Origin of the sequence: Mycolicibacterium thermoresistibile (genome assembly GCF_900187065.1) — a bacterium.
In the GTDB taxonomy this organism is placed as follows: domain Bacteria; phylum Actinomycetota; class Actinomycetes; order Mycobacteriales; family Mycobacteriaceae; genus Mycobacterium; species Mycobacterium thermoresistibile.
Genome location: NZ_LT906483.1, coordinates 1,564,965 through 1,589,592, shown reverse-complemented (window position 1 = coordinate 1,589,592; position 24,628 = coordinate 1,564,965). Strand labels below are relative to the sequence as shown.

Here is a 24,628-nt window from a genome sequence, read left to right as displayed (position 1 = left end):
CGAGGTTTATGACGCAGCGCTACGACCTGGTCATCGCCGGTGGCGGCCCGGCGGGCTCCGCGGCCGCCTGGCAGGCGGCCCAGACCGGCGCGAAGGTGGTGGTCCTGGACAAGGCCGAATTCCCGCGCGACAAACCGTGTGGGGACGGTCTGACCGCCCGCGCGGTGAGCTATCTGCAGAAGATGGGCCTGGCCGACGAGGTCGCCAAGTTCCACCGCATCAACCGGGTCACGGTGTTCAGCCCCAGCCAGTGGGAGCTGTCGTTCCCGCAGCGCCCCGGCATGCCCGATCACGGCCACACGGTGAGCCGGACCGTGCTCGACGCGCTGCTGCTCAAGCACGCCGAATCCGCCGGTGCGGAGGTGCGGCAGTCCGCGGAGGTGGCCGCGCCGATCGTGGAACGCGGGCGGGTCGTCGGGGTCACGCTGAAGAGCGGCGAGAAGGTGTACGGCGACGCGGTGATCGCCGCCGACGGCGCCTACTCCCCCATCAAACGGGCGCTCAAGCTCGATTCGCAGTACAACGGCTACTCCGCCATCGCGATCCGCTCGGAGATGCACGCCAACCGCCCGGACTCCGACTCGCTGGACATCTACCTCAAGCTGGTGTTCCAGGGGGATCAGCTGCCCGGCTACGGCTGGGTGTTCCCGATGGGCGGCGGCCGGTTCAACATCGGCCTCGGCTACGTCAACAGTTACAAGAACTGGCAGTCGATCAATGCCACCCAGTTTCTCGGCGAGTTCCTGCGCACGCTGCCGCGCGAGTGGGACCTCCCGCCGATCGAGGAGCTCAAGAAGAACAAGAGCGTGCGCGCCTGGCGGCTGCCGATGGGGTTCACCGCGTGGCCGCCGTGGCGGCCGGGCGTGCTGTTCGCCGGCGACTCGCTGGGCGCCGGCAAACCGGCGTCCGGGGCCGGGATCTCCAAGGCGCTGGAATCCGGGCTGGCGGCCGGCGAATGCGCGATCGCGGCGCTGCTCAACGGTGGCCCCGACGACTTCACCAACTACGCGCAGCGCATGGAGGCGGCCTGGGGCAAGGAGTACCGTCGCGGCCGCTACATGCACAAACTGATCGGCTACCCGAAGATCGCCGAGGCCGGCGTGAGGCTGATCGACAACCGCGCGTTCCGCGACCGCATGCTCAGGGCGCTGTACAAGAAACACGGGCCTCGACACACGGTGAAGTAGTCCACGCCGACGGTGTGGCGTCTCACCAGCTGCCCGGGATCGGGCTGGCCCTCTTCGGCCGGGATGATCTCGCCGAGGACGCGCGCCGCCCGATCGACGGCCGGTTCAGCGGCATTGGAGGTGGCCCACAACCCGCGGTGGACCGTCCACGACGACGGCACCCTCACCATCACACCCTGAGACCGGCGGCGCCGAGAGGCGTTCAGCCGGCCCGGTTCCTGGGCACGACCGACAGCAGCACCGTCGAGTCCTCGACGGCGACGAGGTGGTGCCGCTCCGGCGGGATCACCAGATACTCACCCTCGGCGACCTCGACGGAGCCGCCGGCGGTCCCCAGCCGGACGTGTCCGCGCAGCACCAACAGGGTTGCCTCGCCGGGGTTTTCGTGGTCGGACAGCTCGTGGCCCGCGGCCAGTGTCAGCACCACCTGTTTCAGGGTGTGATCGCGACCGCCGTGAACGGTGGCGACGGTACGCCCGCTGCCGGCGTCCTTCGCCGCGGTGAGCTGCTCCTCGCTCAGGTCGGTGAGCGAAACTGGTTGCACTGGAGTCTCCCTCGTTCGATGAATCGGTGGTCAGTCGCCGGGCCGCAGGATCAGGCCAACCTCGCAGGACCCGGCCCGCGGGTCGGGGGTGACGGCCACCCGGTAGCGGCCGCCGATGACCTCGGCATTGCGGTCGACCACTTCCTGGATGAGGCCCTGCTGGATACCCCGGACCACTTCCGGCGCCGTCTCGGCGACCTCGGCCAGCGGGCAGGTGCAGATCTGCACCGTCACCTCGCCGAACGAGGTCAGCACATTGCGCACCTGAAAACCCAGCTCGCCCAACGTCTCGACCACCAGGTCGGCGACCGTGGACTCGTCGCGGCGGCGCGCCACCCGGACCCGGCGGGCCAGATCCGCCCCGATCAACGTGGCCCGCCGTTCCCGTTCCACGGGGGTGCCGCCGAGGTGGGTGGCGAACAACGACACGATGTCGGCATAGTCGAGCCGGGGTGTCGGCTCGTAGGTGAGCCGCGGACGGCCGCGGCCGCCGTTGCGGGCCCGGCGGCGCCGGATCGCCCCCTGGCCCTCCAGGGTCGACAGGTGAAACCGCGCCGTCGTGACGTGGATCCGCAGCGCGTCGGCGACCTGCTGGGCGTCGACGGGCTCCGCGGCCCGCTTCACCACGTCGAGCACCTTCCGGCGCTGCCGGCCGGCGGCCCGCTCCGACTGCGGCGCATCGAGGTCGTGGCGCGGCGCTGACACTGACATCCCTTCCGGTTCGTCACTTCTCCGGTACGACTCCGACCACGGCGATCGCGGTCAGCGAGTGACGATACCGCTGAAAGGTCTTGCGCATACCGATGACCCGTTTCCGCGCGGCCGGACGCCTGATCAGGTTGCCGACGATGCGCAGCGCACCGAACAGACCCTCGTCGGCCAGCACCCGGCCGGGGTTGAGCAGCGCCATCTTCGCGTGATCGACGCTGACCACCTCGAACCCGGCGTCGGTCAGCAGGTTGACCCACTCGGAGGCGGTCAGCGGCCGCGCGTTGACCTTGATCGCTCGGGCCATGTCCTTGCGGATCTGGTCCTTAGTGTCCTGCGGCAACGAGTCCGGCTGCAGACCGAGCTCGTGGATCGCGTACCGCCCGCCCGGGCGCAGCACCCGGAACGCCTCGTTGACGATCGCCCGCTTGTCCCGGTCTCCCTGCATGGTCAGCATCGCCTCACCGATCACCACATCGGCGCTGCCGGAGGGCAGGCCGGTGTCGGCCGCGTTGGCCACCACCACCTTGCCGTCGACCGGTTCGACGATCCTGCGGACGGCTTCGGTGGCGGCGGCGGTGTCGTCCACGCCGACGTAGGAGCGGGGCCCGGCCGCGACGATGTCGGTGGCGGTGCGCCCCAGGCCGGGGCCCAGCTCGACGACGTCGGCCCCGGTCACGCGGGCGGCCGTGAGCAGCCGCCGGGTCAGTTCCAGCCCGCCGGGGCGCAGCACCCGCTTGCCCAGCCGCGCCAGCAGCCAGTGGCCGGGCAGGTCGGCGTCGGACCGGTTGGCAAGCGGAAGTGGTGATTTGGCAGTCATTTTCTGATCGTCCTTTCGATGGCGGCGATCGCGAAGATCGTCGTGAACACTGCGCAGGTGTAGAGCAGTGCCGGGTTCTGGCCCCACGGCGGGGTGAGCACGGTGTCCTGCCCGGTGGCGTACACCGCGTTGAGCATCGGCATGAAGCGCTGCAGGGTCGCCCCGCTGGGCAGATACCCGGCGGCGGTCTCACAGACGAACGCCCACAACAGAATCGCGCTGACCGCCGCGAGCGGTGAGCGCACCAGCGCCCCCACGCCGACACCGGCGCCGGCGGCGAACACGGCCAGCAGCGGCACCGTCCACAGCAGGCGCAGCCCGACCGGATCGGTCCACGACACCGTCCCGTACACCGTCGGGGCGACGGCGGGCAGCGCCGACAACACGCCGATCAGGGTGAGCGCGGCGATCACTGCGCCCAGCCCGCCGTAGAACACCCAGCGGGCGGTGAGCATCGACCATCGGGACGGCATCGCCAGCCGGACGTGTTCGGCTGTGCCATGACGGCTTTCCGACGCCTGGCCGTCCGCGGCCGCGACCGCCACCAGCGTGGTGGTGATGGTGATGACCCAGTACGCCGCGTTGGAGGTGGACACCTGCAGCACCGAGATCTGGCCCGGGATGCGGGCGAACGCCTCGGCGATGAGGGCGATGCCGAGAGTGATGACCACGGGGATCCCGACCGCGGCCGGCATGATCACCGCCCACAGCCGGCTGCGGCCGCCGGTGCGGACACCCTCGGCGCGCACACCGCGCACCACGCCGGTGATCGCGTCGGGCGCCGGGGACACCGGGGCGGTCACTAGGGCACCATCCTTATTGCGGATGCCTGATGGGTGTTCGTTGAAGGGACTCGGCGGGGGCCGAGGTGACGGCCAGGTGCGGTCGCTCGTAGAGGGCCAGCATGACACCGCCGCCCTCGGCCCTCCCGGAGTCGCAGACCGGCATCAGGAAGACGCGCCGCAGAGCGCCAGTTAGTGACCGTCCGGTGGTCGACCCCCTCGCCGCGTCGTCGCTGCCACCTTGAGGAGATTCGTTGTCCGAGGAAACCGCAGAAATCATCTACGTCGGGTTGGACTGGGCTGCCGCCACTCATGCCGTGTGCGTGCTGTCCGCAGTGGGAAAGATACTGGCGCAGTTCATGATTGACCATACTGCCGATGGCATCGCCACACTGATTCGCAAACTGTCCAAGTTCGGCGATCCCGCCGATGTGCACATCGGGATCGAACGACCCAATGGGCGGCTGGTCGACCTGCTGCTCGAAGCCGGCCACCCGGTCATCCCGGTATCCCCGAACGCCATCAAAACGTGGCGGGACGGCGAAGTCATCTCCGGCGCCAAGTCTGATGCCGGTGACGCCCTGGTGATCGCCGAATACCTGCGCTTGCGCCACCATCGACTGCGCCCCGCAGCCCCGTACAGTTCGTCGACCAAGGCGCTGCGCACGGTGGTCCGCACCCGCGACGACGTTGTCGCCATGCGGGTGGCGGCCACCAACCAACTCAGCGCCCTGCTCGATGATCACTGGCCTGGCGCCAAAGCGATCTTCGCCGACGTCGAATCTCCAATCAGCCTGGCGTTCCTGCGTCGCTATCCCACCGCGGCCAGCGCCGCTCGACTCGGAGAGAAACGCTTGGCTGCGTTCCTTGTCAAGCATTCCTATTCCGGTCGACGACCAGTCAAAGAACTGTTGACCCGGCTGCGCAGCGCACCCGCAGGCACCACCGATCCCGTCCTGACTATCGCCGTCCGCGACGTCGTGCTGGCCCTCGTCAGCGTCATCGAGGCGCTCAACAGCGCAGGCAAGGCCCTCGACCGATCCGTCATCGCCCGCCTCGGGGAGCACCCGGACGCCGAGGTCTTCACGTCGCTGCCAAGGTCGGGTCAGATCAACGCCGCCCAGGTGCTCGCCGAGTGGGGCGACTCCCGTGCAGCCTACGACGGTCCCGACGCCGTGGCCGCCCTGGCCGGGGTCACTCCCGTCACCAAATCTTCCGGCAAACAACACGCCGTGCACTTCCGCTGGGCATGCAACAAACGCTTCCGCCGAGCACTGACCACCTTCGCTGACAACAGCCGACACCAAAGCACTTGGGCAGCCGACATCTACAACCGAGCCCGCGCGCGCGGACACGACCACCCCCACGCCGTGCGAATCCTCGCCCGCGCCTGGATTCGCGTCATCTACCGCTGCTGGCACGACCAAAGCCCCTACGACCCCGCCCGGCACGGTGCCGTACAAAAACTGCACACCGCAGCATGAAAACTGCGTAGGGGTTGACTCAGGAAGTGTCATGCGTGCTCCAGCAGCGTGGTCTCGAGCCATCCGCGGGGGTCCGCCCCGGCCGGCGCCAGTTCGCTCAGCTCCCCCGAGATGCCGATGCGTCCGTCCACCAGAACCGCGATGTGGTCGGCGGTCAACGCCACCTCGCCGAGCAGATGGGTGGCGACCACGACGGTGCGCCCCTGGTCGGCCAGCCGACGCAGCAGGGCGCGGAACCACACGATGCCCGGCACATCGAGTCCGTTGAGCGGTTCATCGAACAGCAGCGCCCGCGGTTCGGCCAACAGGGCGCCGGCGATCGCCACGCGTTGCCGCATCCCCAGTGAGAGCCGGTCGATGCGGTCGCGGCGCCGTTCGGTGAGCCCGGTGTCGGCCAGCACGGCGTCGACGCGGCCGGTGTCGACACCGTTCAGGGCCGCCAGCCAACGCAGGTGCCGGGCCACGGTGTGGCGGGGATCCATCGCGTCGGGCCCGAGGTGGAATCCCACCAGCCGCGGGTCGCCGCCGGATGGACGAGCGTGGATCCGGATGGTGCCGGCGTCGGGCCGGTCCAGTCCGGCGATCAGCCGCAACAGCGTCGTCTTCCCGGCTCCGTTGAGGCCGAGCAGCGCGGTCACCGCACCCGACGGGAATTCCGCGCTGACGTCGTCGACTGCCCGGCGGCCGCGGAAAGCCTTTGTCAGACCGATGATTTCGATCACAATGCGATCATTCAAAGTTGCAGGGTATCGGCAGGCCCATGGTCTCGATGCCGTTGCACAACGACTTGTTGGCCAGCTTCCACCGGCCGTCGATGCGGCGCCATTCGGCTTCGACCCGCACCGTCGGGGCCCCCTGCCGGCTGGCGTTGATGACGGCGGTGTGGCGATCGCCGTCGTGGGTCTCGGGGCCGGTCACCCGGCTGGATCCCCGGGGCGGCCGGAAGAAGCCGATGCGGTAGACCATCTTCGGCACGATCACCGCACGGTCACCGCCCTCCAGCTGCGCCGCCTTCACCCAGTCCGGCGCCGCGGTGCCGACCAGCAGCCGGATCTGGGCGTCGAGTTCCTCGAGCGTCGGCACCTCGGAGGTGATCGCGAAGTCCTCGACCGACCCGGTCGGTTGGCCCGGTTGGGCGGACGCCGTTGGAGCGAACCCCAGCGACGCGGTCGTGACGGCCGCGACCAGCGCCGCGATCACGGAGAAACGCCTTGCCATCGCGCACACTCCCTTTTGGAGGAAACTTTTGCGCTTAATGTAGCCAGCGTCAGTTAATTAGGCAAGGCTTACCTAGTGGTGTTCTGGCCCACACCGCACCCGCTGTCCGGCCGCCCTCGCGAGGCCGGACACCCGCCGCGCCAGAGCCATGCGGGCGCGACTGACCGACCGTCCGCGGCGCGAGCAGCCGAGCCCACCCGAAGAGAAGCGCCGGCCAGGGACAGATCCCTGGCCGGCGAGTCAGCGAAAGCGTCCCTACAGCATGCAGGACACGCAACCCTCGACTTCGGTGCCCTCCAGCGCCATCTGGCGCAGCCGGATGTAGTAGAGCGTCTTGATGCCCTTGCGCCAGGCGTAGATCTGCGCCTTGTTCACATCGCGGGTGGTGGCGGTGTCCTTGAAGAACAACGTCAGGCTCAGCCCCTGGTCCACGTGTTGGGTGGCCGCGGCATAGGTGTCGATGATCTTCTCGTAGCCGATCTCGTACGCGTCCTGGAAGTACTCCAGGTTGTCGTTGGTCATGTACGGCGCCGGATAGTAGACCCGGCCGATCTTGCCTTCCTTGCGGATCTCGATCTTCGACGCGATCGGGTGGATCGAGCTCGTCGAGTGGTTGATGTAGGAGATCGACCCGGTCGGCGGAACCGCCTGCAGGTACGCGTTGTAGATGCCGTGCTTCTGCACCGACTCCTTCAGCCGCCGCCAATCCTCCTGGGTGGGAATGTGAATGTTGGCCTTGGCGAACAACTCACGGACCTTGTCGGTCTTGGGCTCCCACACCTGGTCGGTGTACTTGTCGAAGAACTCACCGGTGGCGTACTTCGACTTCTCGAAGCCCACGAAGTGCTTCCCCCGCTCGATGGCGATCCTGTTCGACGCCCGGACCGCGTGGTAGCACACCGTGTAGAAGTACATGTTGGTGAAGTCGATCGCCTCTTCGGACCCGTAGAAGATCCGCTCCCGGCCCAGGTAGCCGTGCAGGTTCATCTGCCCGAGGCCGATCGAGTGCGACTCGTCGTTGCCCCGCACGATCGACGGCACCGAGTCGATCCGGGTCTGGTCGCTGACGGCGGTCAACGCCCGGATGGCGACCTCGACGGTCTGGCCGAAGTCCGGCGAGTCCATCGCCTTGGCGATGTTGAGCGACCCCAGGTTGCAGGAGATGTCCTTGCCGACGACCTTGTAGGACAGATCGTCGTTGAACTCCGACGGCGTGGACACCTGCAGGATCTCCGAGCACAGGTTCGAGTGGGTGACCTTGCCCTCGATCGGGTTCGACCGGTTCACCGTGTCCTCGAACATGATGTAGGGGTAACCGGACTCGAATTGCAGCTCGGCCAGGGTCTGGAAGAACTCGCGCGCGTTGATCTTGCTCTTGCGGATCCGCGGGTTGTCGACCATCTCGTAGTACTTCTCGGTGACCGAGATGTCGGCGAACGGCACCCCGTAGACGCGCTCGACGTCATACGGCGAGAACAGGTACATGTCCTCGTTCTTCTTGGCCAGCTCGAACGTGATGTCGGGGATCACCACGCCCAGCGACAGCGTCTTGATCCGGATCTTCTCGTCGGCGTTCTCCCGCTTGGTGTCGAGGAAGCGGTAGATGTCCGGATGGTGCGCGTGCAGGTACACCGCGCCGGCGCCCTGCCGCGCGCCGAGCTGGTTGGCGTAGGAGAACGAGTCCTCGAGCAGCTTCATGATCGGGATGACACCCGAGCTCTGGTTCTCGATGTTCTTGATCGGCGCGCCGAACTCGCGGACGTTGCTCAGCAGCAGCGCCACCCCGCCCCCGCGCTTGGACAGCTGCAGCGCGGAGTTGATCGCCCGGCCGATCGACTCCATGTTGTCCTCGATGCGCAGCAGGAAGCACGACACCGGCTCGCCACGCTGCTTCTTGCCCGAGTTGAGGAACGTCGGGGTGGCCGGCTGGAAGCGGCCGTCCATGATCTCGTCGACGAGCTTCTCGGCCAGTTCGACGTCACCGGCGGCCAGGGTCAGCGCCACCATCACCACGCGGTCCTCGAACCGCTCGAGGTAGCGCTTCCCGTCGAACGTCTTGAGTGTGTAGGAGGTGTAGTACTTGAACGCGCCGAGGAACGTCGGGAACCGGAACTTCTTGGCGTAGGCCCGATCCAGCAGGCTCTTGACGAAATCGCGGCTGTACTGGTCGAGCACCTCGGGCTCGTAGTAGTCGTTCTCGATCAGGTAGTCGAGCTTCTCGTCGTAGTCGTGGAAGAAGACCGTGTTCTGGTTGACGTGCTGCAGGAAGAACTCCCGGGCCGCCTGCTTGTCCTTGTCGAACTGGATCTTGCCGTCGGCGTCGTACAGATTCAGCATCGCGTTGAGCGCGTGGTAGTCCGGCCCGCCGGCGCCGGGCGTCAGATCGGCCTCCGGCGAGGCAGCGGTTACCGGCTCTGCAGCTGTGACGGTAGGTGGCACGTCTGTTCCTTCCAGAAGTCAGCTAGGCCCGCGCGGACGGCTTCCACGTCGTCGGGGGTACCCATCAATTCGAATCGGTAGAGGTAGGGCACTCCGCACTTGCGGGACACCACATTGCCCGCATACGCGAATTCGGCGCCGAAGTTGGTGTTGCCCGCGGCGATGACGCCGCGCAGCAGCGACCGGTTGTGTTCGTTGTTGAGAAAAGCGATGACCTGCTTGGGCACGTAGCCGCCGTGGTTGATGTCCGGGGTGGCCCGGCCCCCACCGTAGGTGGGGAGGATCAGCACGTACGGCTCGTCGACCTCGATGCGGCCGTGCAGGGGGATCCGGGTGGCGGGCAACCCGAGCTTCTCCACGAAACGGTGCGTGTACTCCGACACGCTGGAGAAGTAGACCAGGCCGCCCACCGTCACCGCCCCCTATGCCGACGTGGCGACCCGGGCCAGCGCCCGGATGCGGTCCGGCCGGTAGCCCGACCAGTGCTCGTTGCCGGCCACCACGACCGGCGCCTGCAGGTAGCCGAGCGCCATGACGTAGTCACGGGCCTCGTCGTCCAGGCTGATGTCGACCGTTTCGTAGGAGATGCCCTGTTTGTCGAGGGCCTTGAAGGTGGCGTTGCACTGCACGCAGCCGGGCTTGGTGTAGACGGTGACGGTCATGCGGTACGGCTCCTCTTGGCGATCACGGCGGGTATGGAGTCAGGAACTGGCAACTTGACGGAAACGGCATCTCGCTGTTAATCAGCACCCCCCAGACCCGCGAAATTCCGGACGTCCGGACCGGCATCCGCCGTCCGGTCTCATGACCTTCGCGGGCGGTGTTCCGGGTCCGGCCGACCCTTCGGAACCTCGTGGCCTGTCGGTGCCTTAGACACTACACCTAGTGGGTGCCTACGCGAAGCCCTACAAGATGTTCTGAACCACATTCTTGAAATTCCCAGGTCGTAAGCTTCATTTCCGCCCCACCTCCCGGCGTGTCGCGTTTCTTCGGCGCGTCGCGCCGACCGGTCGGATCAGGTGTACCACCCGGCACCGACAGCAATGCCGGCCAGGACCGCCGACGCACCCGCCCAGCAAACCGGTGGCGGCCTCCCGGACGCCCGGTGCCAGCGCGGACGGCCGATCCCCCGGTCATGCCAGCGCAATTTCGGCCCGCAACGAGAAGCGGGCCGGCACGGTCGCCGGCCCGCTCCAGATCCCGACTCAGCCGGTTATGCGCCCACCCGGGCCTCGGCCGCGAGCTTCTCCACCACCGTCCGCACCGCGGCGGTCACCTCGGCGTTCTCCCGCGGATGCCTGCCGTCGAGCGTCTTGGTCGGCAACGACAGCGCCGGGTCCTCCAGCACCCGCGGACCGGCGATTCCGAACGACTTGCGGGTCTCGTCGTGGGCCCACTTCCCGCCGTAGCGGCCGAGCGCGGCGCCGATCACCGCCGCCGGCTTCCCCTGGAGCGCACCGTTCCCGTACGGCCGCGACAACCAGTCGATGGCGTTCTTCAACACGGCCGGGATGCTGCCGTTGTATTCCGGGGTGACCACCAGGGCGGCGTGCGCCTCCGCCGCGGCGGACCGCAGCGCCGCGACCGGTTCGGCGAGGCGGCCGGGGGTGTCGATGTCCTCGTTGTAGAACGGCAGTTCGCCCAATCGGTCGAACAGCTCCAGCCGGACGCCCGCCGGCGCCGTCTCGACCGCCACCTCCACCAGTTGACGGTTGATCGAACCGGCCCGCAGGCTGCCCAGCAGCACCAGCACCCTGGTGTCCGCCCCGCCGGCCGCCGGCTCGCTTCTGTCCGCCATGGTCACTCCTCACGTGTTCGTGGACATTGTCCCCCGAAGAACCGGACCAGGGTCCGGTTTATTTCGACCTGAGCTAAAGTGTCGTTGATGAGCGCCGATGAGCTGCTCCCGGCCCGTCCGGCGACCGATGTCGCGGCGCCGACGGCCACGACCGCGCCACCCGAGCGGGAGGATGCGGCACGCAACCGCGCCCTGTTGCTCGACGCCGCCCGCCGGCTCATCGCCGAACGCGGCGCCGAGGCGGTCACCATGGACGACATCGCCGCGGCCGCCGGAGTCGGCAAGGGCACATTGTTCCGCAGGTTCGGCAGCCGCGCAGGGCTGATGCTCGAACTCCTCCACGATGACGAGACCGCGTTCCAGCAGGCGTTCATGTTCGGTCCGCCCCCGCTCGGCCCCGGCGCCGAACCGCTGGAGCGGCTGCTGGCCTACGGCCGCCGCCGGCTGCAGTTCGTGTGCGACCACCATGCACTGCTGACCGATGTGTCCCGGGAACCACAGACCCGGTTCGGACCACCGATGACGTTGCACCACACCCACATCCGCAGTCTGCTCGCCGCCGCCGACGCGGACGGGGACCTCGACGTCCAGGCCGACGCGCTGCTGGCGCTGACCGACCCCGACTACGTCCGGCATCAGGTGACGGACCGCGGGGTCGCCCTGGACGCGCTCGCCGACTCCTGGGGCGACGTGGCCCGGAAGCTGTGCCGGCGATGACCTGGGTGTTGCACGTCGATCTGGATCAGTTCCTGGCGGCGGTGGAACTGCGCCGGCGGCCGGAGCTGGCCGGCACCCCGGTGATCGTCGGCGGCAGCGGCGATCCGACCGAACCGCGCAAGGTGGTCACCTGCGCCTCCTACGAGGCGCGCCGGTTCGGGGTGCACGCCGGGATGCCGTTGCGCACCGCGGCGCGGAAGTGCCCGGATGCGACGTTTCTGCCGTCGGATCCGCAGGCCTACGACGCGGCGTCCGAACAGGTGATGGACCTGCTGCGGGATTTCGGTCACCCGGTCGAGGTGCTGGGCTGGGACGAGGCGTTCATCGGTATCGGTGGCGGCGGCACCGGGGAGGGTGTCGGGGGAAGCGCCGCGGCGACGGACCCGGTGGCGCTCGCCGAGGACATCCGCGCCGCGGTGACCGCCGAGACCGGGCTGTCGTGTTCGATCGGGATCAGCGACAACAAGCAGCGGGCCAAGGTCGCCACCGGGTTCGCCAAGCCGGCCGGCATCTACCGGCTCACCGACGCCAACTGGATGGCCGTGATGGGAGACCGTCCGGTCGACGCGCTGTGGGGTGTCGGGCCCAAGACCGCCAAACGGCTTGCCACCCTGGGTATCACCACGGTGGCCGATCTGGAGGCCACCGACGCGACGGTGCTGACCACGACGTTCGGGCCGAGCACCGGGCTGTGGCTGCTGCTGTTGGCCAAGGGCGGCGGCGACACGGAGGTCAGCGCCGAACCGTGGGTGCCCCGCTCCCGCAGCCATGTCGTCACCTTCCCCCGTGACCTGACCGAGCGCGCGGAGATGGACGCGGCGGTGGCCGACCTGGCCCGGCGCACCGTCGACGAGGTGGTCGCGGCCGGCCGGATCGTCACCCGGGTGGCGGTCACCGTGCGCACCGACACCTTCTCCACCCGCACCAAGATCCGGAAGCTGCCCGTTCCGAGCACCGACCCGGATCTCATCACCGCCACCGCGCTGGCGGTGATGGACCTGTTCGACATCGAGCGTCCGGTGCGACTCCTCGGGGTGCGGCTGGAACTGGCCATGGAGTCGGGTGCGCAGGCCGGGCAGGCAGGTCGATGACGTCATCGGAAACGACAGGGTGAGCATGCTGCAGACGGTCGCCATCCGCGGATACCGTTCGCTGCGGGAGGTGGTGCTGCCGCTGTCCCGGCTGACGGTGATCACCGGAGCCAACGGCACCGGCAAATCGTCGCTGTACCGGGCGTTGCGGTTGCTGGCCGACTGCGGTCGCGGTGAGGTGATCGGCTCCCTGGCCCGCGCGGGTGGGCTGCAGTCGGTGCTGTGGGCCGGGCCGGAGCACCCCAATGCCGACGAGCGCACCGGCGCCGCCCACGGCACCCGACGGACCCGCCCGGTGTCGCTCGAACTCGGTTTCGCCGCTACGGACTTCGGCTATCTGATCGACCTCGGACTGCCGCAGTCGGCCGGGCCGGGCTCGGTGTTCGCCCGGGATCCGGAGATCAAACGCGAGGTGGTTTTCGCCGGCCCTGTTCCGCGGCCCGCCGCCACCCTGGTCCGGCGCACCCGCGACCACGCCGAGATGCGCGCCGACACCGGGTTCGAGGAGTTGTCCCGCAGCCTGCCGTCGTATCACAGCGTGCTGGCCGAATACGCCCACCCGGAGGCGTTGCCGGAGCTCGCCGCGGTGCGCAACAGGTTGCGCCGGTGGCGGTTCTACGACGGTTTCCGGGTCGATGCGGCGGCTCCGGCACGCCGGCCGCAGGTGGGGACCCGCACCCCGGTGCTGTCCGACGACGGCCACGACCTGGCGGCGGCGATCGCCACCATCACCGAGACCGGGTTCGACGATCTCGCCCGCGCGGTCGGCGACGCGTTCGACGGCGCCACGGTGTCGGTGGCGGTGCACGACGGGTTGTTCGAACTGCAGGTGCGGCAGCGCGGCATGCTGCGGCCGCTGCGTGCCGCCGAACTGTCCGACGGCACACTGCGTTTCCTGCTGTGGACCGCCGCGCTGCTCAGCCCCGAACCACCGTCGCTGATGGTGCTCAACGAGCCGGAGACGTCCCTGCATCCGGAGCTGGTGCGCCCGGTGGCGAACCTGATCCGCGCCGCGGCGCAGCGCACCCAGCTGGTGGTGGTGACGCATTCGGCCGCCCTGCTGGAACTGCTCGGTGACGCCGCCGAGGGCGTCGAGTTGTACAAGGACCGGGGTGAGACCAAGGTCGCCGGCCAGACCATGTTGTCGACGCCGCCGTGGGACTGGGGCAGCCGCTGACGGGTTACGGCCGCCCGGGCCGCAGCGCGCGGGTGAACAGCACGTTCACCCGCCTCATCGCGAAACTGTACGGCGCCCAGGCCAACCGCTTGAACAGGTACAACGCCCGGATGTCGGCGGAGGTGTAGATCAGGTAGCGGTTCCTGCGCACCCCGGCCAGGATCTTGTCGGCCGCCCGTTCCGGTGACACCGCATGGCCGCTGAACCGGTCCACCCACTTCTGCACCCGGGGATCGTCACGGTCCACCCCGGCGATCTGAACCGTCTGCACCAGACCGGTTCTCACCGCTCCGGGCACCACCACCGACACCCCGATACCGTGCCGGGCGAGGTCGAACCGCAGCACCTCGCTCATCCCGCGCAGTCCGTACTTGCTGGCGCTGTACGCGGCGTGCCACGGCAGCGCGACCAGTCCCGCCGCCGAGGACACGTTGACCAGGTGGCCGCCCCGGCCGGCGGCCATCATCGGCGGGATGAACGTCTCGACCACGTGGATCGGGCCCATCAGGTTGATGTCGATCATCGCCTTCCACTGTTGGTGGGTGAGCTGATCGACGGTGCCCCACGCGGATACGCCGGCGATGTTCATCACGACGTCCATCGCGGGGTGGTCGGTGTGGATGTCGGCGGCGAAGTCGGCGACCGCGTCGAAGTCGGCGATGTCGAGGGCCCGGTGCGCCGGCACCCGGGCGCCGAGCGCGCGGGCCTGCTCGACGGTGCCCGCCAGTCCCTCGGCGTCCCGGTCGGTCAGGAACAGCTCGGCGCCCTCGGCGGCCAGCCTCAGCGCGGTGGCCCGACCGATGCCGCTGGCGGCTCCGGTGACGAAGCAACGTTTTCCGGTGAAACCGCGAGTGAAGCCGCGAGGCTGCGTCATGGCGCCGACCCTACCGGCGAGATCCCGTCCGGCCAACGAGGCTCAGCGCTCGGGAAGGTTGCCGCCGCCCCACAACGAGTACAGCCAGAGCCGCTCCACGACGTCGACGGCCCGGCTGATGTCGGTGGCGCGGCCGACGAAGGCGCTGTCGTGGGTGAGGGTGAGCGCGGTGGTCGCCACCAGGGTGCGGACCAGTGCGTGGAGGTCGTCGGTGATCGGCTGCGCGCTGGCGTCCTGCTCGATCACCCCGACGATCTTGTCGATCACGATGGCCTGGAGGTCGCCCATCATCTCGCGGATCTGGGCGTCGGTGTTCTGGGCCGCCGAACAGGCCCGCATCACCGGGTCGTTGCTGGCGTAGACGGCCGCGGCGCTGCCCACCATGCGGCGGGCGAACTCCGCCGGCGTCTCCTCGGCCCCGCGCGGGGCGAAGTTCTGGGTGAGCTTGTCGAGCTCCTCCATGGCTTCGCCGAGGATGACCGCCAACACCGCGTACTTGGAGTCGAAGTAGAAGTAGAACCCCGAGCGGGCCACGCCGGCACGCTCGCTGATGGTGCTGACCGACAGGTCGGCGAAAGACCGTTCTTCCAGCAGTTCGCGCACCGCGGCCACGATCGCGTCCCGCTGCCGATCACCGCGGCTGCGGCGATCCTCACGGGCGGGTGAATCAGTGGTCACGCAGACAACCTTCGCACCACCCGGCGCCGGAAACAAAACTTGACATGCGTCAAGTCGGTTCGCTTGGATAGGGATCGAGTGAGACCCACCACAGCCTTGCGACACGCAGGAGTGCACACATGGCCACCATCAACACCCGGGACTATCTGCTCGATCAGGCAAAGCGCCGGCTCATCCCGACGGTGAACAACATTCCCGGTATGGGCATCGTCGAAAAGAAGCTGCGGGAACGGGAGTGGAAGCAGTTCAAGCTGGCCGACCCGCCCCCCGGCAGCGGCCTGAAACCCGTCATGGGCGATGCCGGGCTGCCGATCCTGGGCCACATGATCGAGGCGTTCCGCGGCGGCCCGGACTATGTGCTCGAGGTCTACCGCAAGTACGGGCCGGTGCACTACGCCTACTCGCCGGCGTTGGCCTCGGTGTCGGCGCTGGGCCCGGACGCCACCCAGGAGATCTTCTCGAACAAGAACAAGGACTACTCGCAGAAGGGCTGGCATCCGGTCATCGGGCCGTTCTTCAACCGCGGGTTGATGATGCTCGACTTCGAGGAGCACATGTACCACCGGCGGATCATGCAGGAGGCGTTCACCCGCCCCCGGCTCGCCGGATACGTCGAGCACATCGACCGGGTCGCCTCCGAGGTGGTGGTCCGCGACTGGGCGACCGATGACCCCCGGTTCCTGTTCCACCCGTCGGTGAAGAAGCTGACGCTGGACATCGCCTCGGTGGTGTTCATGGGGCACGAACCGGGTTCCGACAAGGAGCTGGTGACCAAGGTCAACGATGCGTTCACCATCACCACCCGGGCGGGCGGTGCGATCATCCGCACCTCGGTGCCGCCGTTCAAGTGGTGGCGGGGGCTGCAGGCCCGCAAGGTGCTCGAGGACTACTTCGTGCAGCGGGTCAAGGAGCGCCGCGACTCCGGCGGCACCGACATGCTGTCGGTGCTGTGTCACGCCACCGACGAGGACGGCAACACCTTCACCGACGAGGACATCGTCAACCACATGATCTTCCTGATGATGGCCGCGCATGACACGTCCACCTCGACGATGACCACGATGGCGTATTACCTCGCGGCCAACCAGGATTGGCAGCAGCGCTGCCGCGACGAATCGGACCGGCTGGGCGACGGCCCGCTGGACATCGAGGCGCTGGAGAAGCTCGAGTCGCTCGATCTGGTGATGAACGAGTCGCTGCGGCTGGTGACGCCGCTGCCGTTCAACGTGCGCCAGACGGTCCGTGACACCGACCTGCTCGGCTACTACATCCCGGCCGGCACCAACGTCGTGACCTGGCCGGGCATGAACCACCGGCTGCCGGAGCTGTGGACCGAGCCGGAGAAGTTCGATCCGGAGCGGTTCGCCGAGCCCCGCAGCGAGCACAAGCGGCACCGGTACGCGTTCGCGCCGTTCGGCGGTGGCGCGCACAAGTGCATCGGCATGGTGTTCGGACAGCTGGAGATCAAGACCGTCATGCACCGCCTGCTGCGCGAGTACCGACTGGAGCTGCCGCGGCCGGGTTACACCCCGCGCTACGACTACGGCGGGATGCCGATCCCGATGGACGGAATGCCGATCGTGCTGCGCCGGCTGCGCTGACCCGGTCCCCTCCGCGACCGGACACAGAATCGCACCCCGGGACCTCCGGGCGTGCGATTCTGTGTCTCCGGGCGTTCTGTCTCCGGGCGTTCTGTCTTCGGGTGTCTAGAAGCGGGCGCGTCAGCTGAGCAGCCGGTTGGCGCAGGCGATGACCGCGCCCAGCGCCGATCTGGTCGGATCCTCGGCCCAGCCCATCGCCCACTCCGCACGCACACCGTTGGTGCCGTGCAGGAACGTCGCGGTGCACTGACCGGCGGGCACCTGATGGAACGACACGGTCTCGACGGCGACACCGCGCTCATGCAGCATCTCGGTCAGCGCCGCCACCGGGCCGATCGCCGTCGCCGTCGACGTGCTGGTGGTGTCACCGACCGCCAGGGTGGCCTGATAGCGCAACGGCCGCGGCCCCATCCGGGACACCGGACGTCCGGCGTCGATGCATTCCCAATGGCCCAGCCGCACCGGCCCCGGTGGGGCCGCGTACTCGGCGAGCACGGCCTCCGGGGACATCGTTTCGACCTTCTCCCGCAGCGCGCGTGGGGCCCGAGCGACGGCGTGGGCGGCCGACTGCGGTGCGGCGTCGCTCAGAAGATGATGTCTTGCGGTCAGCGATTGAGATCTCATGTGTCGGTCTTCTCGGGAAGAAGGAACTGATTGACCGACGAATGGCAACGACCCACAGCGAGGGGTCGGTCAGGAACGAACCTCGCTGCGGGTTCTTACTACCTGTCGCTTCGGCACGTCCGCGATGCTAGACCGTCTCCGGGGGCTTCGCAAACGCATTTGACCGGGGTGTTCCCGCCAAGTTGCGCGACCTGTCCCGGACCGGTAGGCACATCCGGGTGACCGACGTCGTGCTCCTGTTGGCAGCCGGCATCGTCGGGGGGCTGACCGGCAGCATCGCGGGCCTGGCATCGGTCGCCACCTACCCGGCGTTGCTGGTGGTCGGTCTGCCGCCGGTGACCGCCAATGTCACCAACACCGTCGCGCTGGTGTTCAACGGCGTCGGTTCGGTGTGGGGATCGCGGCCGGAGTTGGCCGGCCGGCGCGCCTGGATCATGCGCCTGGTGCCGGGCGCGGCGCTCGGCGGGCTGGCGGGCGCGGTGCTGCTGCTGTCCATCCCGCCGGAGGGCTTCGAGAACAGTGTGCCGCCGTTGCTGGCGCTGGCGGCCCTCGCGATCGCGGTGCCGCGGCGTGCCGACCGTGATCAGACCGGCGCCGGCCACAGCCGGCTGCTCATGCTGCAGGCCGCGGCGGTGTTCGTGGTGTCGATCTACAGCGGCTACTTCGGCGCCGCGGCCGGGGTGCTGCTGTTGGCGGTGCTGCTGAACCTCTCCGACGCGACGCTGGCGACCGCCAACGCCGGCAAGAACCTCACCCTGGGTGTGGCCAACACCGTGGCGGCGGCGGTGTTCGCGGTGGTGGCGCCGGTGCAGTGGGCAGCGGTGGCGCCGTTGGGTGCCGGCTGCCTCATCGGGTCACGGCTCGGGCCGGTCGTGGTCCGGCACGCCCCGGCCACCCCGCTGCGGCTGCTGATCGCCGCGTCCGGGTTGGCGCTGGCCGTCAAGCTCGGCCTCGACACCTACCTCTGAGCTCCCTCACTCGAAGGGGTTGGCTCCCTTGGCCACCCGATTGCCGAGTTCGATCAGGTCCACCGCCGAGGCGTGCAGCCGCTCCCCCGCCTCCTTGGGCGCCAGCCCGGCCAGATGGCGCGACCAGGTGCCCTCGATGACGATGCCGAGCTTGAAACACGCCAGCGCGACGTACCAGTCCAGATGGCTGGTGTCGCGGCCGCCGGCGGCGCGGTACGCCTCGAGCAGTTCGCCGCGCCCGGCCAGGCCGCCGAGCGCGGCGAGTTCGGTGCCGACGTCGATCGGATTGGGGTCCAGCGGCCAGCACACCAGCAGCCAGCCCAGATCCAGCAGCGGATCGCCGACGGTGCACATCTCCCAGTCGACGAACGCGGCCACCTCCGGGCGGTCCCGGCGCAACAGCACGTTGTTCAGATGCGCATCGCCGTGCATGATCCCGGGCTCGGTGTCGGGTGGCCGGTTGTCCTCCAGCCAGGCGGCCAGCCCCGCCACATCGGGCAGTGAGTCGGCCGGGTAGTTGTCGTGCCGGTAGCTCTCCAACAGCCGCAGGAACTGCGGAACCTGGCGCTGCAGAAACGATCCCGGTCGTTTCAGCGCGGCCAGCGGCCGGTCCTCCCACGGCGCGTTGCCCAGCTCGGCCAGGCTCGCGGCGTAGGCCGGCCCGACGTCGTGGCGCCAGGTGGCGTCGCGCACGTAGCCCTCGGCGATCTCGTTGCCCGGGTTGAAGCCGTCCACCTCCTCCATGAGGTAGAAGACCACCCCGAGCACGTCGAGATCCTCGCAGCCGGCGATGAACCCGGGGTGCGGCACCGAGGTTCCGGCCAGCGTCCGCAACACCGCGATCTCGCGCTGCATGGTCTGATTGCTGTTGGGTCGCGGATGCACCGGGGGCCGGCGCAGCACCATCGGTTGCCCGTCCACGTGAACCCGGACGACGACGTTCTGGCTGCCGCCGGTCAGCGGTTGCACATCCGACACCGTCGTTCCGATGCCCTGGTCCCGCACCCAGCGTTGCAGCGCGGCCTGATCGTCGGCACTGAGGGTCGGCAGTGCGCCCGCGTGGTCGAGCATGCCGTCATGGTGCCAGGGCGGTCACCGTTTGTGGGCCAGGACGAGCAGGTATTCCCATTCCATCCTCCCGGACATCCGGGCCGGATCGGCCAGGGCCCGCCGGTGTCGGTGCCCCGGCCGGCCTGAAGGGCGCTACGTGATCAGCGGATCGCGCGGCAACCCGAGGATCCGTTCGGCGATCTGGTTGCGCGTCACCTCCGAGGTGCCGCCGGCGATCGCCATCCCGCGCGCGCCCAGCACCATCAGACCGGCCACCGCGGTGTCACCGTCGAGCAGTGCCAGTTCGGGCCCGAGCAGGCCGGCCATGATCGCGGCCCGCTCGTTCATGTGTTCAGCCAGTTTGAGTTTGGTGATGTTGCCCTCCGGACCCGGGCCGGCGCCCTCGATGCTGCGCACCGCCCGCCGCAGGTTCAGCAGCCGCAGCGCATGCTCCTCGGCGAGGAAGGTGCCGACCCGGACCTCGGCGCCGGCCAACCGGTCGGCGTGCCGCTGCACCAACGGGATCAGGCTCGTCGCCGCGAACACCCGGGCACCGGATCCGCCGCCGATGCTGACCCGCTCGTTGCCGAGCGTGGCCCGCGCGACCGTCCACCCGGTGTTGGGTTCCCCCACCACGTCCTCGTCCGGCACGAACACGTCGTTGAAGAACACCTCGTTGAATTCCGCACCGCCGGTGATCATCCGCAGCGGGCGGACCTCGACGCCGGGGGCGTGCATGTCGATGATCATCGTGGTGATGCCGGCGTGCTTGGGCGCGTCCGGATCGGTGCGCACGGTCGCCAGGCCGCGCCGGCAGTAGTGCGCACCGCTGGTCCACACCTTCTGCCCGGTGACCTTCCAGCCGCCGTCCACCCGGATGGCACGGGTCTTGACCGCCGCGGCGTCCGAACCGGCGTCGGGCTCGGAGAACAGCTGACACCAGATCTCCTCCTGGCGCAGCGCCTTCTCCACGAATCGTTCGATCTGCGAAGGTGTTCCGTGCTGGATGAGGGTGAGGATCACCCACCCGGTGATGGAGTAGTCGGGCCGCTCGATCCCGGCGCGGGCGAATTCCTCGTCGATCACCAGCTGCTCGACCGCGTCGGCGCCGCGCCCCCACGGCTTCGGCCAGTGCGGCATGATGTAGCCGGTCTCGATCAGCCGGTCCCGCTGGGCGTTCCCGTCCAGCGCGGCGATCTCCTCGATATCGGCCCGGATCCGGCCGCGCATCTCCTCGGCCTCCGGCGGCAGATCCAGGCTGTTCTCCCGGGTGACGCCCGCCGCGGTGAGCGCATGGACATCCGCGGCCGGGCCGTCGCCGCCGAGCACGCCGCGCACCGCCAGTGCACGCCGCAGATGCAGGTGGGCGTCGTGCTCCCAGGTGTATCCGATACCGCCGTGCACCTGGATGTTCAGCTCGGCGTTGTGCACGTAGGCGGGGAAGGCCAGCGCCGCGGCGGCCGCCGCCATCAACCGGAACTCCGCCGGATCGCCGGCGGCGGCGCGGGCGGCGTCCCATACCGTGGCGATCGCGGACTCGGCGGCCACCGCCATGTTGGCGCAGTGGTGTTTGACCGCTTGGAAGGTGCCGATGACGCGGCCGAACTGTCGGCGCACCTTGGCGTATTCGACCGCGGTCTCCACACATTCGACCGCCCCGCCGGCCGCCTCCGCGGCGAACAGGGTGCGGGCCAAGGCCAGTGCGGTCTCCGCCGCGCCGGGCAGCACGTCGGTGACGGCGACGCCGGTGAGCGTGACCCGGCCGGACCGGCGGGTGGGATCGAGGTTGGTGGGCACCTCGACCGTGACCCCGGGCGCGGTGCGGTCCACGATCAGCACGTCGTCGCCGCACCGCAGCAGCAGCAGGTCGGCCCGCCCGGCGCCGAGCACCACCCCCGCCGTGCCGGACGCCGTCGCCGCCTCGACGGGTCCTTCGACGCGCAGGTCGCCGCCCAGACCGACGGCGGCCACCACGCTGCCGTCGACCAGGCCCGGCAGCAGTCGGTCCCGTTGTTCGTCGCTGCCGGCGTCGGCGAGCACCGCCGAGGCGACCACCGTCGGCACGAACGGCCCTGGCGCGACCGCACGCCCCAGTTCCTCGACGACGACCACGAGTTCGGGCAGGCCGTAGCCGGAGCCACCGTGCTTCTCGGAGATGTGCAGCCCGAGCCAGCCCAGCCCGGCCAGCTCGGACCAGAACGGCGGCCGGGCCTCGTCGTCGGCGTCGAGCAGGGCGCGGGCCGCGGCGCGGGCCTGCTGGGAGGTCAGGAACGACCGCGCCACCTCGGCGAGCTCGCGGTGGTCGTCGGTCAGTGCGATCGCCATGGTGTTCTCCTTGGGATTTCGGCGTGCTCACGATCGGTGAGCGATCGTGAGCACGCCGAAATCGCGATTACTTGGGGGCGAACCGCTGTCCGGCGTCGAGCCGGATGCACTGCCCGTTGAGCATCGGGTTCTCCACGATGGCCAGCGCCAGCTTGGCGTACTCCTCGGGCTTTCCGAGGCGCTTCGGGAATGCGGCGTCCTTGGTCAGCTGCTTGGCGAACTCGTCCGGAATGCCCTCGGTGAGGCCGGTGGCGAACAGGCTCGGCGCGATGGCCAGCGCCCGGATGCCCAGGCTGCCCAGGTCGCGCGCCATGGTCAGGCACATGCCGGCGATCGCGGCCTTGGAGGCGGTGTAGGCGACCTGACCGATCTGCCCCTCGAACGCGGCGATGGAGGCGGTGTTGATGATGACGCCGCGCTCCTCCTTCTCGTCGTCCACCGGTTCGTTCTTGCTCATGTGCCACGCCGCCAGCCGGCTGATGTTGAACGTGCCGATGAGGTTGAGATCCACGCTCTGGCGGAACGACTCGAGGCTGTGCGGGCCGTCCTTCTTCACGGTGCGCTCGGCGATTCCGCCACCGGCGGTGGTCACCGCGATGTGCAGGCCGCCGAGCGCGTCGACGGCCTGTTGCAGCACCTTCTCGGTGCCGTCGAAGTCGGTGACGTCCACGTCGAAGAACGAGCCGCCGATCTGCTCGGCGACCTCCTTGCCCTTCGACTGCGGCCGGTCCAGCACCGCGACGCTCGCACCGCGTTTGGCCAGCGCCTCCGCGGTCGCGCGGCCGAAGCCGGAGGCTCCGCCGACGACGACGGCCTTCTTGCCCTCGATCTCCATTCAGGTTCCTTTCCACACACGTGACAAGACCGACTTGCAACTTAACCGATCCCGGCTTTCGGTAAGGCTTTCGGGTCGGGCGGATCGGGCGTGTCGGCCCCGGGTCGTCCCATGTCGGCCCGCGCCGGCCGCAGGCCGTGTCAGGCTGATCAGATGCTGCTCGTCGACGTCGCCACCGCCTCGGCCGAGGTCGGCGCGACCACGGCGCGGTCGGCCAAGATCTCGCGCATCGCCGAGCTGCTGAGAGACACCGATGCGGCCCTGGTACCGGTCGTGGTGTCCTGGCTGTCCGGTGAGCTGCCGCAACGCCCGATCGGCGTCGGGTGGGCCGCGCTGCGGTCCCTCCCGCCGCCGGCCGCCGCGCCGACGCTGACCGTCGCGGCGGTCGATGCGGCGTTCACCCAGATCCGGACGGTGACCGGTAAGGGTTCGCAGGCCCGGCGGGCGGCGCTGCTCGCCGAGCTGTTCGGCGCCGCCACCGGCATCGAGCAGCGGTTCCTGCGCGGCCTGCTCAGCGGTGAGCTGCGGCAGGGCGCGCTGGTGGGGGTGATGGCCGATGCGGTCGCCAGGGCCGCCGACGTCCCCGCCGCGGCGGTACGCCGCGCCGCCATGCTCGCCGGGGAGCTGCCGACCGTCGCCGGCGCCGCGTTGACCGGTGGCACCGACGCACTGTCGCGCTACACGCTGCGGGTCGGACAGCCGGTCGGCCCGATGCTTGCGCAGACCGCCGCCGGCGTCACCGAGGCGCTCGAACGGCTCGGCGGCACAGCGGTGTTGGAGGCCAAGTTGGACGGCGCCCGGGTGCAGATCCACCGCTCGCGCCGGGAGGTGGCGATCTTCACCCGCAGCCTCGACGACGTCACCGCCCGGCTGCCCGAGGTCGTCGAGGCCGCGCTGACGTGGCCGGTGAGCGAGGTGATCGCCGACGCCGAGGCGATCGCGCTGCGGCCGGACGGCCGCCCACACCGGTTCCAGGTCACCGCATCCCGGTTCGGCCGCGCCGGCCCGGGGGCGGCGCCGCCGCTGTCGGTGTTCGTGTTCGACCTGCTGCACGTGGACGGCGACGATCTGCTCGACCGGCCGACCGGGGCCCGCCTCGAGGTGCTGGACGCGCTGATCCCCGACCGGCACCGGGTGGACCGGCTCGTCACCGCCGATCCCGCGGCCGCCGAACGGTTCCTGCGGGCGACGCTGGACGCCGGTCACGAAGGCGTGATGGCGAAATCACCGTCGGCCGCCTATGAGGCCGGCCGCCGCGGCGCGGGCTGGCTGAAGGTCAAACCGGTGCACACCCTCGATGTGGTGGTGCTGGCGGTCGAATGGGGGTCGGGCCGGCGGGCCGGGAAGCTGTCCAACATCCACCTCGGCGCCCGCGACCCGCGGACCGGTGGCTTCGTCATGCTCGGCAAGACGTTCAAAGGGATGACCGACGCGATGCTCGAGTGGCAGACGGCGCGGTTCCTGGAACTCGCCGACGGTCCGACCACGGGGCATGTGGTGCGACTGCGGCCGGAGCAGGTCGTCGAGATCGCCTTCGACGGGGTGCAGCGGTCCTCGCGCTATCCCGGCGGGATGGCGCTGCGGTTCGCCCGGGTGCTGCGCTACCGCGACGACAAGACACCCGACGAGGCCGACACCGTCGACACCGTGCGCCGTATCTACGAACGCGGCGATTGACCGGAACTAGGATTGCCGCTCGCACCCCCCG

24 protein-coding genes are annotated in these 24,628 nt (G+C 69.3%); 8 read left to right on the top strand and 16 right to left on the bottom strand.

Annotation, left to right across the window (positions count from 1 at the left end):
* Window positions 1–8: 8 nt before the first annotated feature.
* On the top strand, window positions 9–1,187 hold the full coding sequence (locus CKW28_RS07390; RefSeq protein ID WP_003924926.1) for an NAD(P)/FAD-dependent oxidoreductase: 1,179 nt from the start codon (window positions 9–11) through the stop codon (window positions 1,185–1,187).
* Window positions 1,188–1,389: 202 nt separating this feature from the next.
* Here the strand turns inward: CKW28_RS07390 and CKW28_RS07380 are convergent, their stop codons facing one another.
* From CKW28_RS07380 to CKW28_RS07365, 4 genes are read right to left on the bottom strand one after another with little or no spacing between them, the layout of a single operon-like run.
* On the bottom strand, window positions 1,390–1,731 hold the full coding sequence (locus tag CKW28_RS07380; protein ID WP_003924925.1) for a cupin domain-containing protein: 342 nt from the start codon (window positions 1,729–1,731) through the stop codon (window positions 1,390–1,392).
* Between the two features lie 30 nt (window positions 1,732–1,761).
* Window positions 1,762–2,442 carry a FaeA/PapI family transcriptional regulator gene (locus CKW28_RS07375; protein WP_003924924.1) on the bottom strand — a complete coding sequence of 227 codons (681 nt, stop codon included), beginning with the start codon at window positions 2,440–2,442 and terminating at the stop codon, window positions 1,762–1,764.
* Window positions 2,443–2,455: 13 nt separating this feature from the next.
* Window positions 2,456–3,259 (bottom strand): class I SAM-dependent methyltransferase, encoded by an 804-nt coding sequence (locus tag CKW28_RS07370; protein WP_003924923.1) that lies wholly within the window; start codon window positions 3,257–3,259, stop codon window positions 2,456–2,458.
* On the bottom strand, window positions 3,256–4,062 hold the full coding sequence (locus tag CKW28_RS07365) for an ABC transporter permease (protein WP_234785038.1): 807 nt from the start codon (window positions 4,060–4,062) through the stop codon (window positions 3,256–3,258). The genes CKW28_RS07370 and CKW28_RS07365 overlap by 4 nt, the downstream gene beginning before the upstream one ends.
* 233 nt (window positions 4,063–4,295) lie before the next feature.
* Between CKW28_RS07365 and CKW28_RS07360 the strand changes: the two genes are divergently transcribed.
* Window positions 4,296–5,525: an IS110 family RNA-guided transposase gene (locus CKW28_RS07360; protein WP_095176431.1), complete on the top strand. Its 1,230-nt coding sequence runs from the start codon at window positions 4,296–4,298 to the stop codon at window positions 5,523–5,525.
* Window positions 5,526–5,554: 29 nt separating this feature from the next.
* Here the strand turns inward: CKW28_RS07360 and CKW28_RS07355 are convergent, their stop codons facing one another.
* The 6 genes from CKW28_RS07355 to CKW28_RS07330 form a co-directional block, all read right to left on the bottom strand.
* The gene (locus CKW28_RS07355; protein WP_003924920.1) at window positions 5,555–6,247 is read right to left on the bottom strand and encodes an ABC transporter ATP-binding protein; all 693 of its coding nucleotides are present in this window, start codon (window positions 6,245–6,247) and stop codon (window positions 5,555–5,557) included.
* Window positions 6,248–6,254: 7 nt separating this feature from the next.
* The gene (locus CKW28_RS07350; protein WP_040546527.1) at window positions 6,255–6,743 is read right to left on the bottom strand and encodes an MTB12 C-terminal domain-containing protein; all 489 of its coding nucleotides are present in this window, start codon (window positions 6,741–6,743) and stop codon (window positions 6,255–6,257) included.
* A gap of 255 nt (window positions 6,744–6,998) precedes the next feature.
* Window positions 6,999–9,182 (bottom strand): class 1b ribonucleoside-diphosphate reductase subunit alpha, encoded by a 2,184-nt coding sequence (gene nrdE / locus CKW28_RS07345; protein WP_081475457.1) that lies wholly within the window; start codon window positions 9,180–9,182, stop codon window positions 6,999–7,001.
* On the bottom strand, window positions 9,149–9,592 hold the full coding sequence (gene nrdI / locus CKW28_RS07340; protein WP_003924917.1) for a class Ib ribonucleoside-diphosphate reductase assembly flavoprotein NrdI: 444 nt from the start codon (window positions 9,590–9,592) through the stop codon (window positions 9,149–9,151). The genes nrdE and nrdI overlap by 34 nt, the downstream gene beginning before the upstream one ends.
* 12 nt (window positions 9,593–9,604) lie before the next feature.
* A complete protein-coding gene (gene nrdH, locus CKW28_RS07335) occupies window positions 9,605–9,844 on the bottom strand; it encodes a glutaredoxin-like protein NrdH (RefSeq protein WP_003924916.1) in 240 nt (79 codons plus the stop codon).
* A 551-nt stretch (window positions 9,845–10,395) separates the two neighbouring features.
* Window positions 10,396–10,980, bottom strand: a complete 585-nt coding sequence (locus CKW28_RS07330) for an NAD(P)H-dependent oxidoreductase (RefSeq protein ID WP_040546525.1) — start codon at window positions 10,978–10,980, stop codon at window positions 10,396–10,398.
* Between the two features lie 87 nt (window positions 10,981–11,067).
* Here CKW28_RS07330 and CKW28_RS07325 point away from each other — a divergent pair, with 87 nt between their 5' ends.
* The 3 genes from CKW28_RS07325 to CKW28_RS07315 are packed head-to-tail and all read left to right on the top strand — an operon-like array spanning window position 11,068 to window position 13,965.
* On the top strand, window positions 11,068–11,697 hold the full coding sequence (locus tag CKW28_RS07325; RefSeq protein WP_050811930.1) for a TetR/AcrR family transcriptional regulator: 630 nt from the start codon (window positions 11,068–11,070) through the stop codon (window positions 11,695–11,697).
* Complete coding sequence (locus CKW28_RS07320) at window positions 11,694–12,788, top strand: DNA polymerase IV (RefSeq protein ID WP_040546521.1); 1,095 nt, start codon at window positions 11,694–11,696, stop codon at window positions 12,786–12,788. The genes CKW28_RS07325 and CKW28_RS07320 overlap by 4 nt, the downstream gene beginning before the upstream one ends.
* A gap of 25 nt (window positions 12,789–12,813) precedes the next feature.
* Window positions 12,814–13,965: an AAA family ATPase gene (locus CKW28_RS07315; protein ID WP_003924912.1), complete on the top strand. Its 1,152-nt coding sequence runs from the start codon at window positions 12,814–12,816 to the stop codon at window positions 13,963–13,965.
* Between the two features lie 4 nt (window positions 13,966–13,969).
* Here CKW28_RS07315 and CKW28_RS07310 read toward each other — a convergent pair whose 3' ends face one another.
* Window positions 13,970–14,839, bottom strand: a complete 870-nt coding sequence (locus CKW28_RS07310; RefSeq protein WP_003924911.1) for an SDR family oxidoreductase — start codon at window positions 14,837–14,839, stop codon at window positions 13,970–13,972.
* 42 nt (window positions 14,840–14,881) lie between these two features.
* Complete coding sequence (locus CKW28_RS07305; protein WP_003924910.1) at window positions 14,882–15,517, bottom strand: TetR/AcrR family transcriptional regulator; 636 nt, start codon at window positions 15,515–15,517, stop codon at window positions 14,882–14,884.
* Window positions 15,518–15,636: 119 nt separating this feature from the next.
* On the opposite strand from CKW28_RS07305, the gene CKW28_RS07300 reads away from it, so the two are divergent.
* Window positions 15,637–17,118: a cytochrome P450 gene (locus tag CKW28_RS07300; RefSeq protein WP_003924909.1), complete on the top strand. Its 1,482-nt coding sequence runs from the start codon at window positions 15,637–15,639 to the stop codon at window positions 17,116–17,118.
* Window positions 17,119–17,238: 120 nt separating this feature from the next.
* Here CKW28_RS07300 and CKW28_RS07295 read toward each other — a convergent pair whose 3' ends face one another.
* On the bottom strand, window positions 17,239–17,742 hold the full coding sequence (locus tag CKW28_RS07295) for a hypothetical protein (RefSeq protein WP_040546514.1): 504 nt from the start codon (window positions 17,740–17,742) through the stop codon (window positions 17,239–17,241).
* Window positions 17,743–17,954: 212 nt separating this feature from the next.
* Between CKW28_RS07295 and CKW28_RS07290 the strand changes: the two genes are divergently transcribed.
* Window positions 17,955–18,710 (top strand): sulfite exporter TauE/SafE family protein, encoded by a 756-nt coding sequence (locus CKW28_RS07290; protein WP_040546519.1) that lies wholly within the window; start codon window positions 17,955–17,957, stop codon window positions 18,708–18,710.
* Between the two features lie 6 nt (window positions 18,711–18,716).
* Here CKW28_RS07290 and CKW28_RS07285 read toward each other — a convergent pair whose 3' ends face one another.
* The 3 genes from CKW28_RS07285 to CKW28_RS07275 form a co-directional block, all read right to left on the bottom strand.
* A complete protein-coding gene (locus tag CKW28_RS07285; RefSeq protein ID WP_003924906.1) occupies window positions 18,717–19,781 on the bottom strand; it encodes a phosphotransferase family protein in 1,065 nt (354 codons plus the stop codon).
* A gap of 132 nt (window positions 19,782–19,913) precedes the next feature.
* On the bottom strand, window positions 19,914–22,085 hold the full coding sequence (locus CKW28_RS07280) for an acyl-CoA dehydrogenase family protein (RefSeq protein WP_003924905.1): 2,172 nt from the start codon (window positions 22,083–22,085) through the stop codon (window positions 19,914–19,916).
* A gap of 67 nt (window positions 22,086–22,152) precedes the next feature.
* The gene (locus CKW28_RS07275) at window positions 22,153–22,920 is read right to left on the bottom strand and encodes an SDR family NAD(P)-dependent oxidoreductase (RefSeq protein WP_003924904.1); all 768 of its coding nucleotides are present in this window, start codon (window positions 22,918–22,920) and stop codon (window positions 22,153–22,155) included.
* Window positions 22,921–23,073: 153 nt separating this feature from the next.
* On the opposite strand from CKW28_RS07275, the gene CKW28_RS07270 reads away from it, so the two are divergent.
* Window positions 23,074–24,597 carry an ATP-dependent DNA ligase gene (locus CKW28_RS07270; protein ID WP_003924903.1) on the top strand — a complete coding sequence of 508 codons (1,524 nt, stop codon included), beginning with the start codon at window positions 23,074–23,076 and terminating at the stop codon, window positions 24,595–24,597.
* Window positions 24,598–24,628 lie beyond the last annotated feature (31 nt).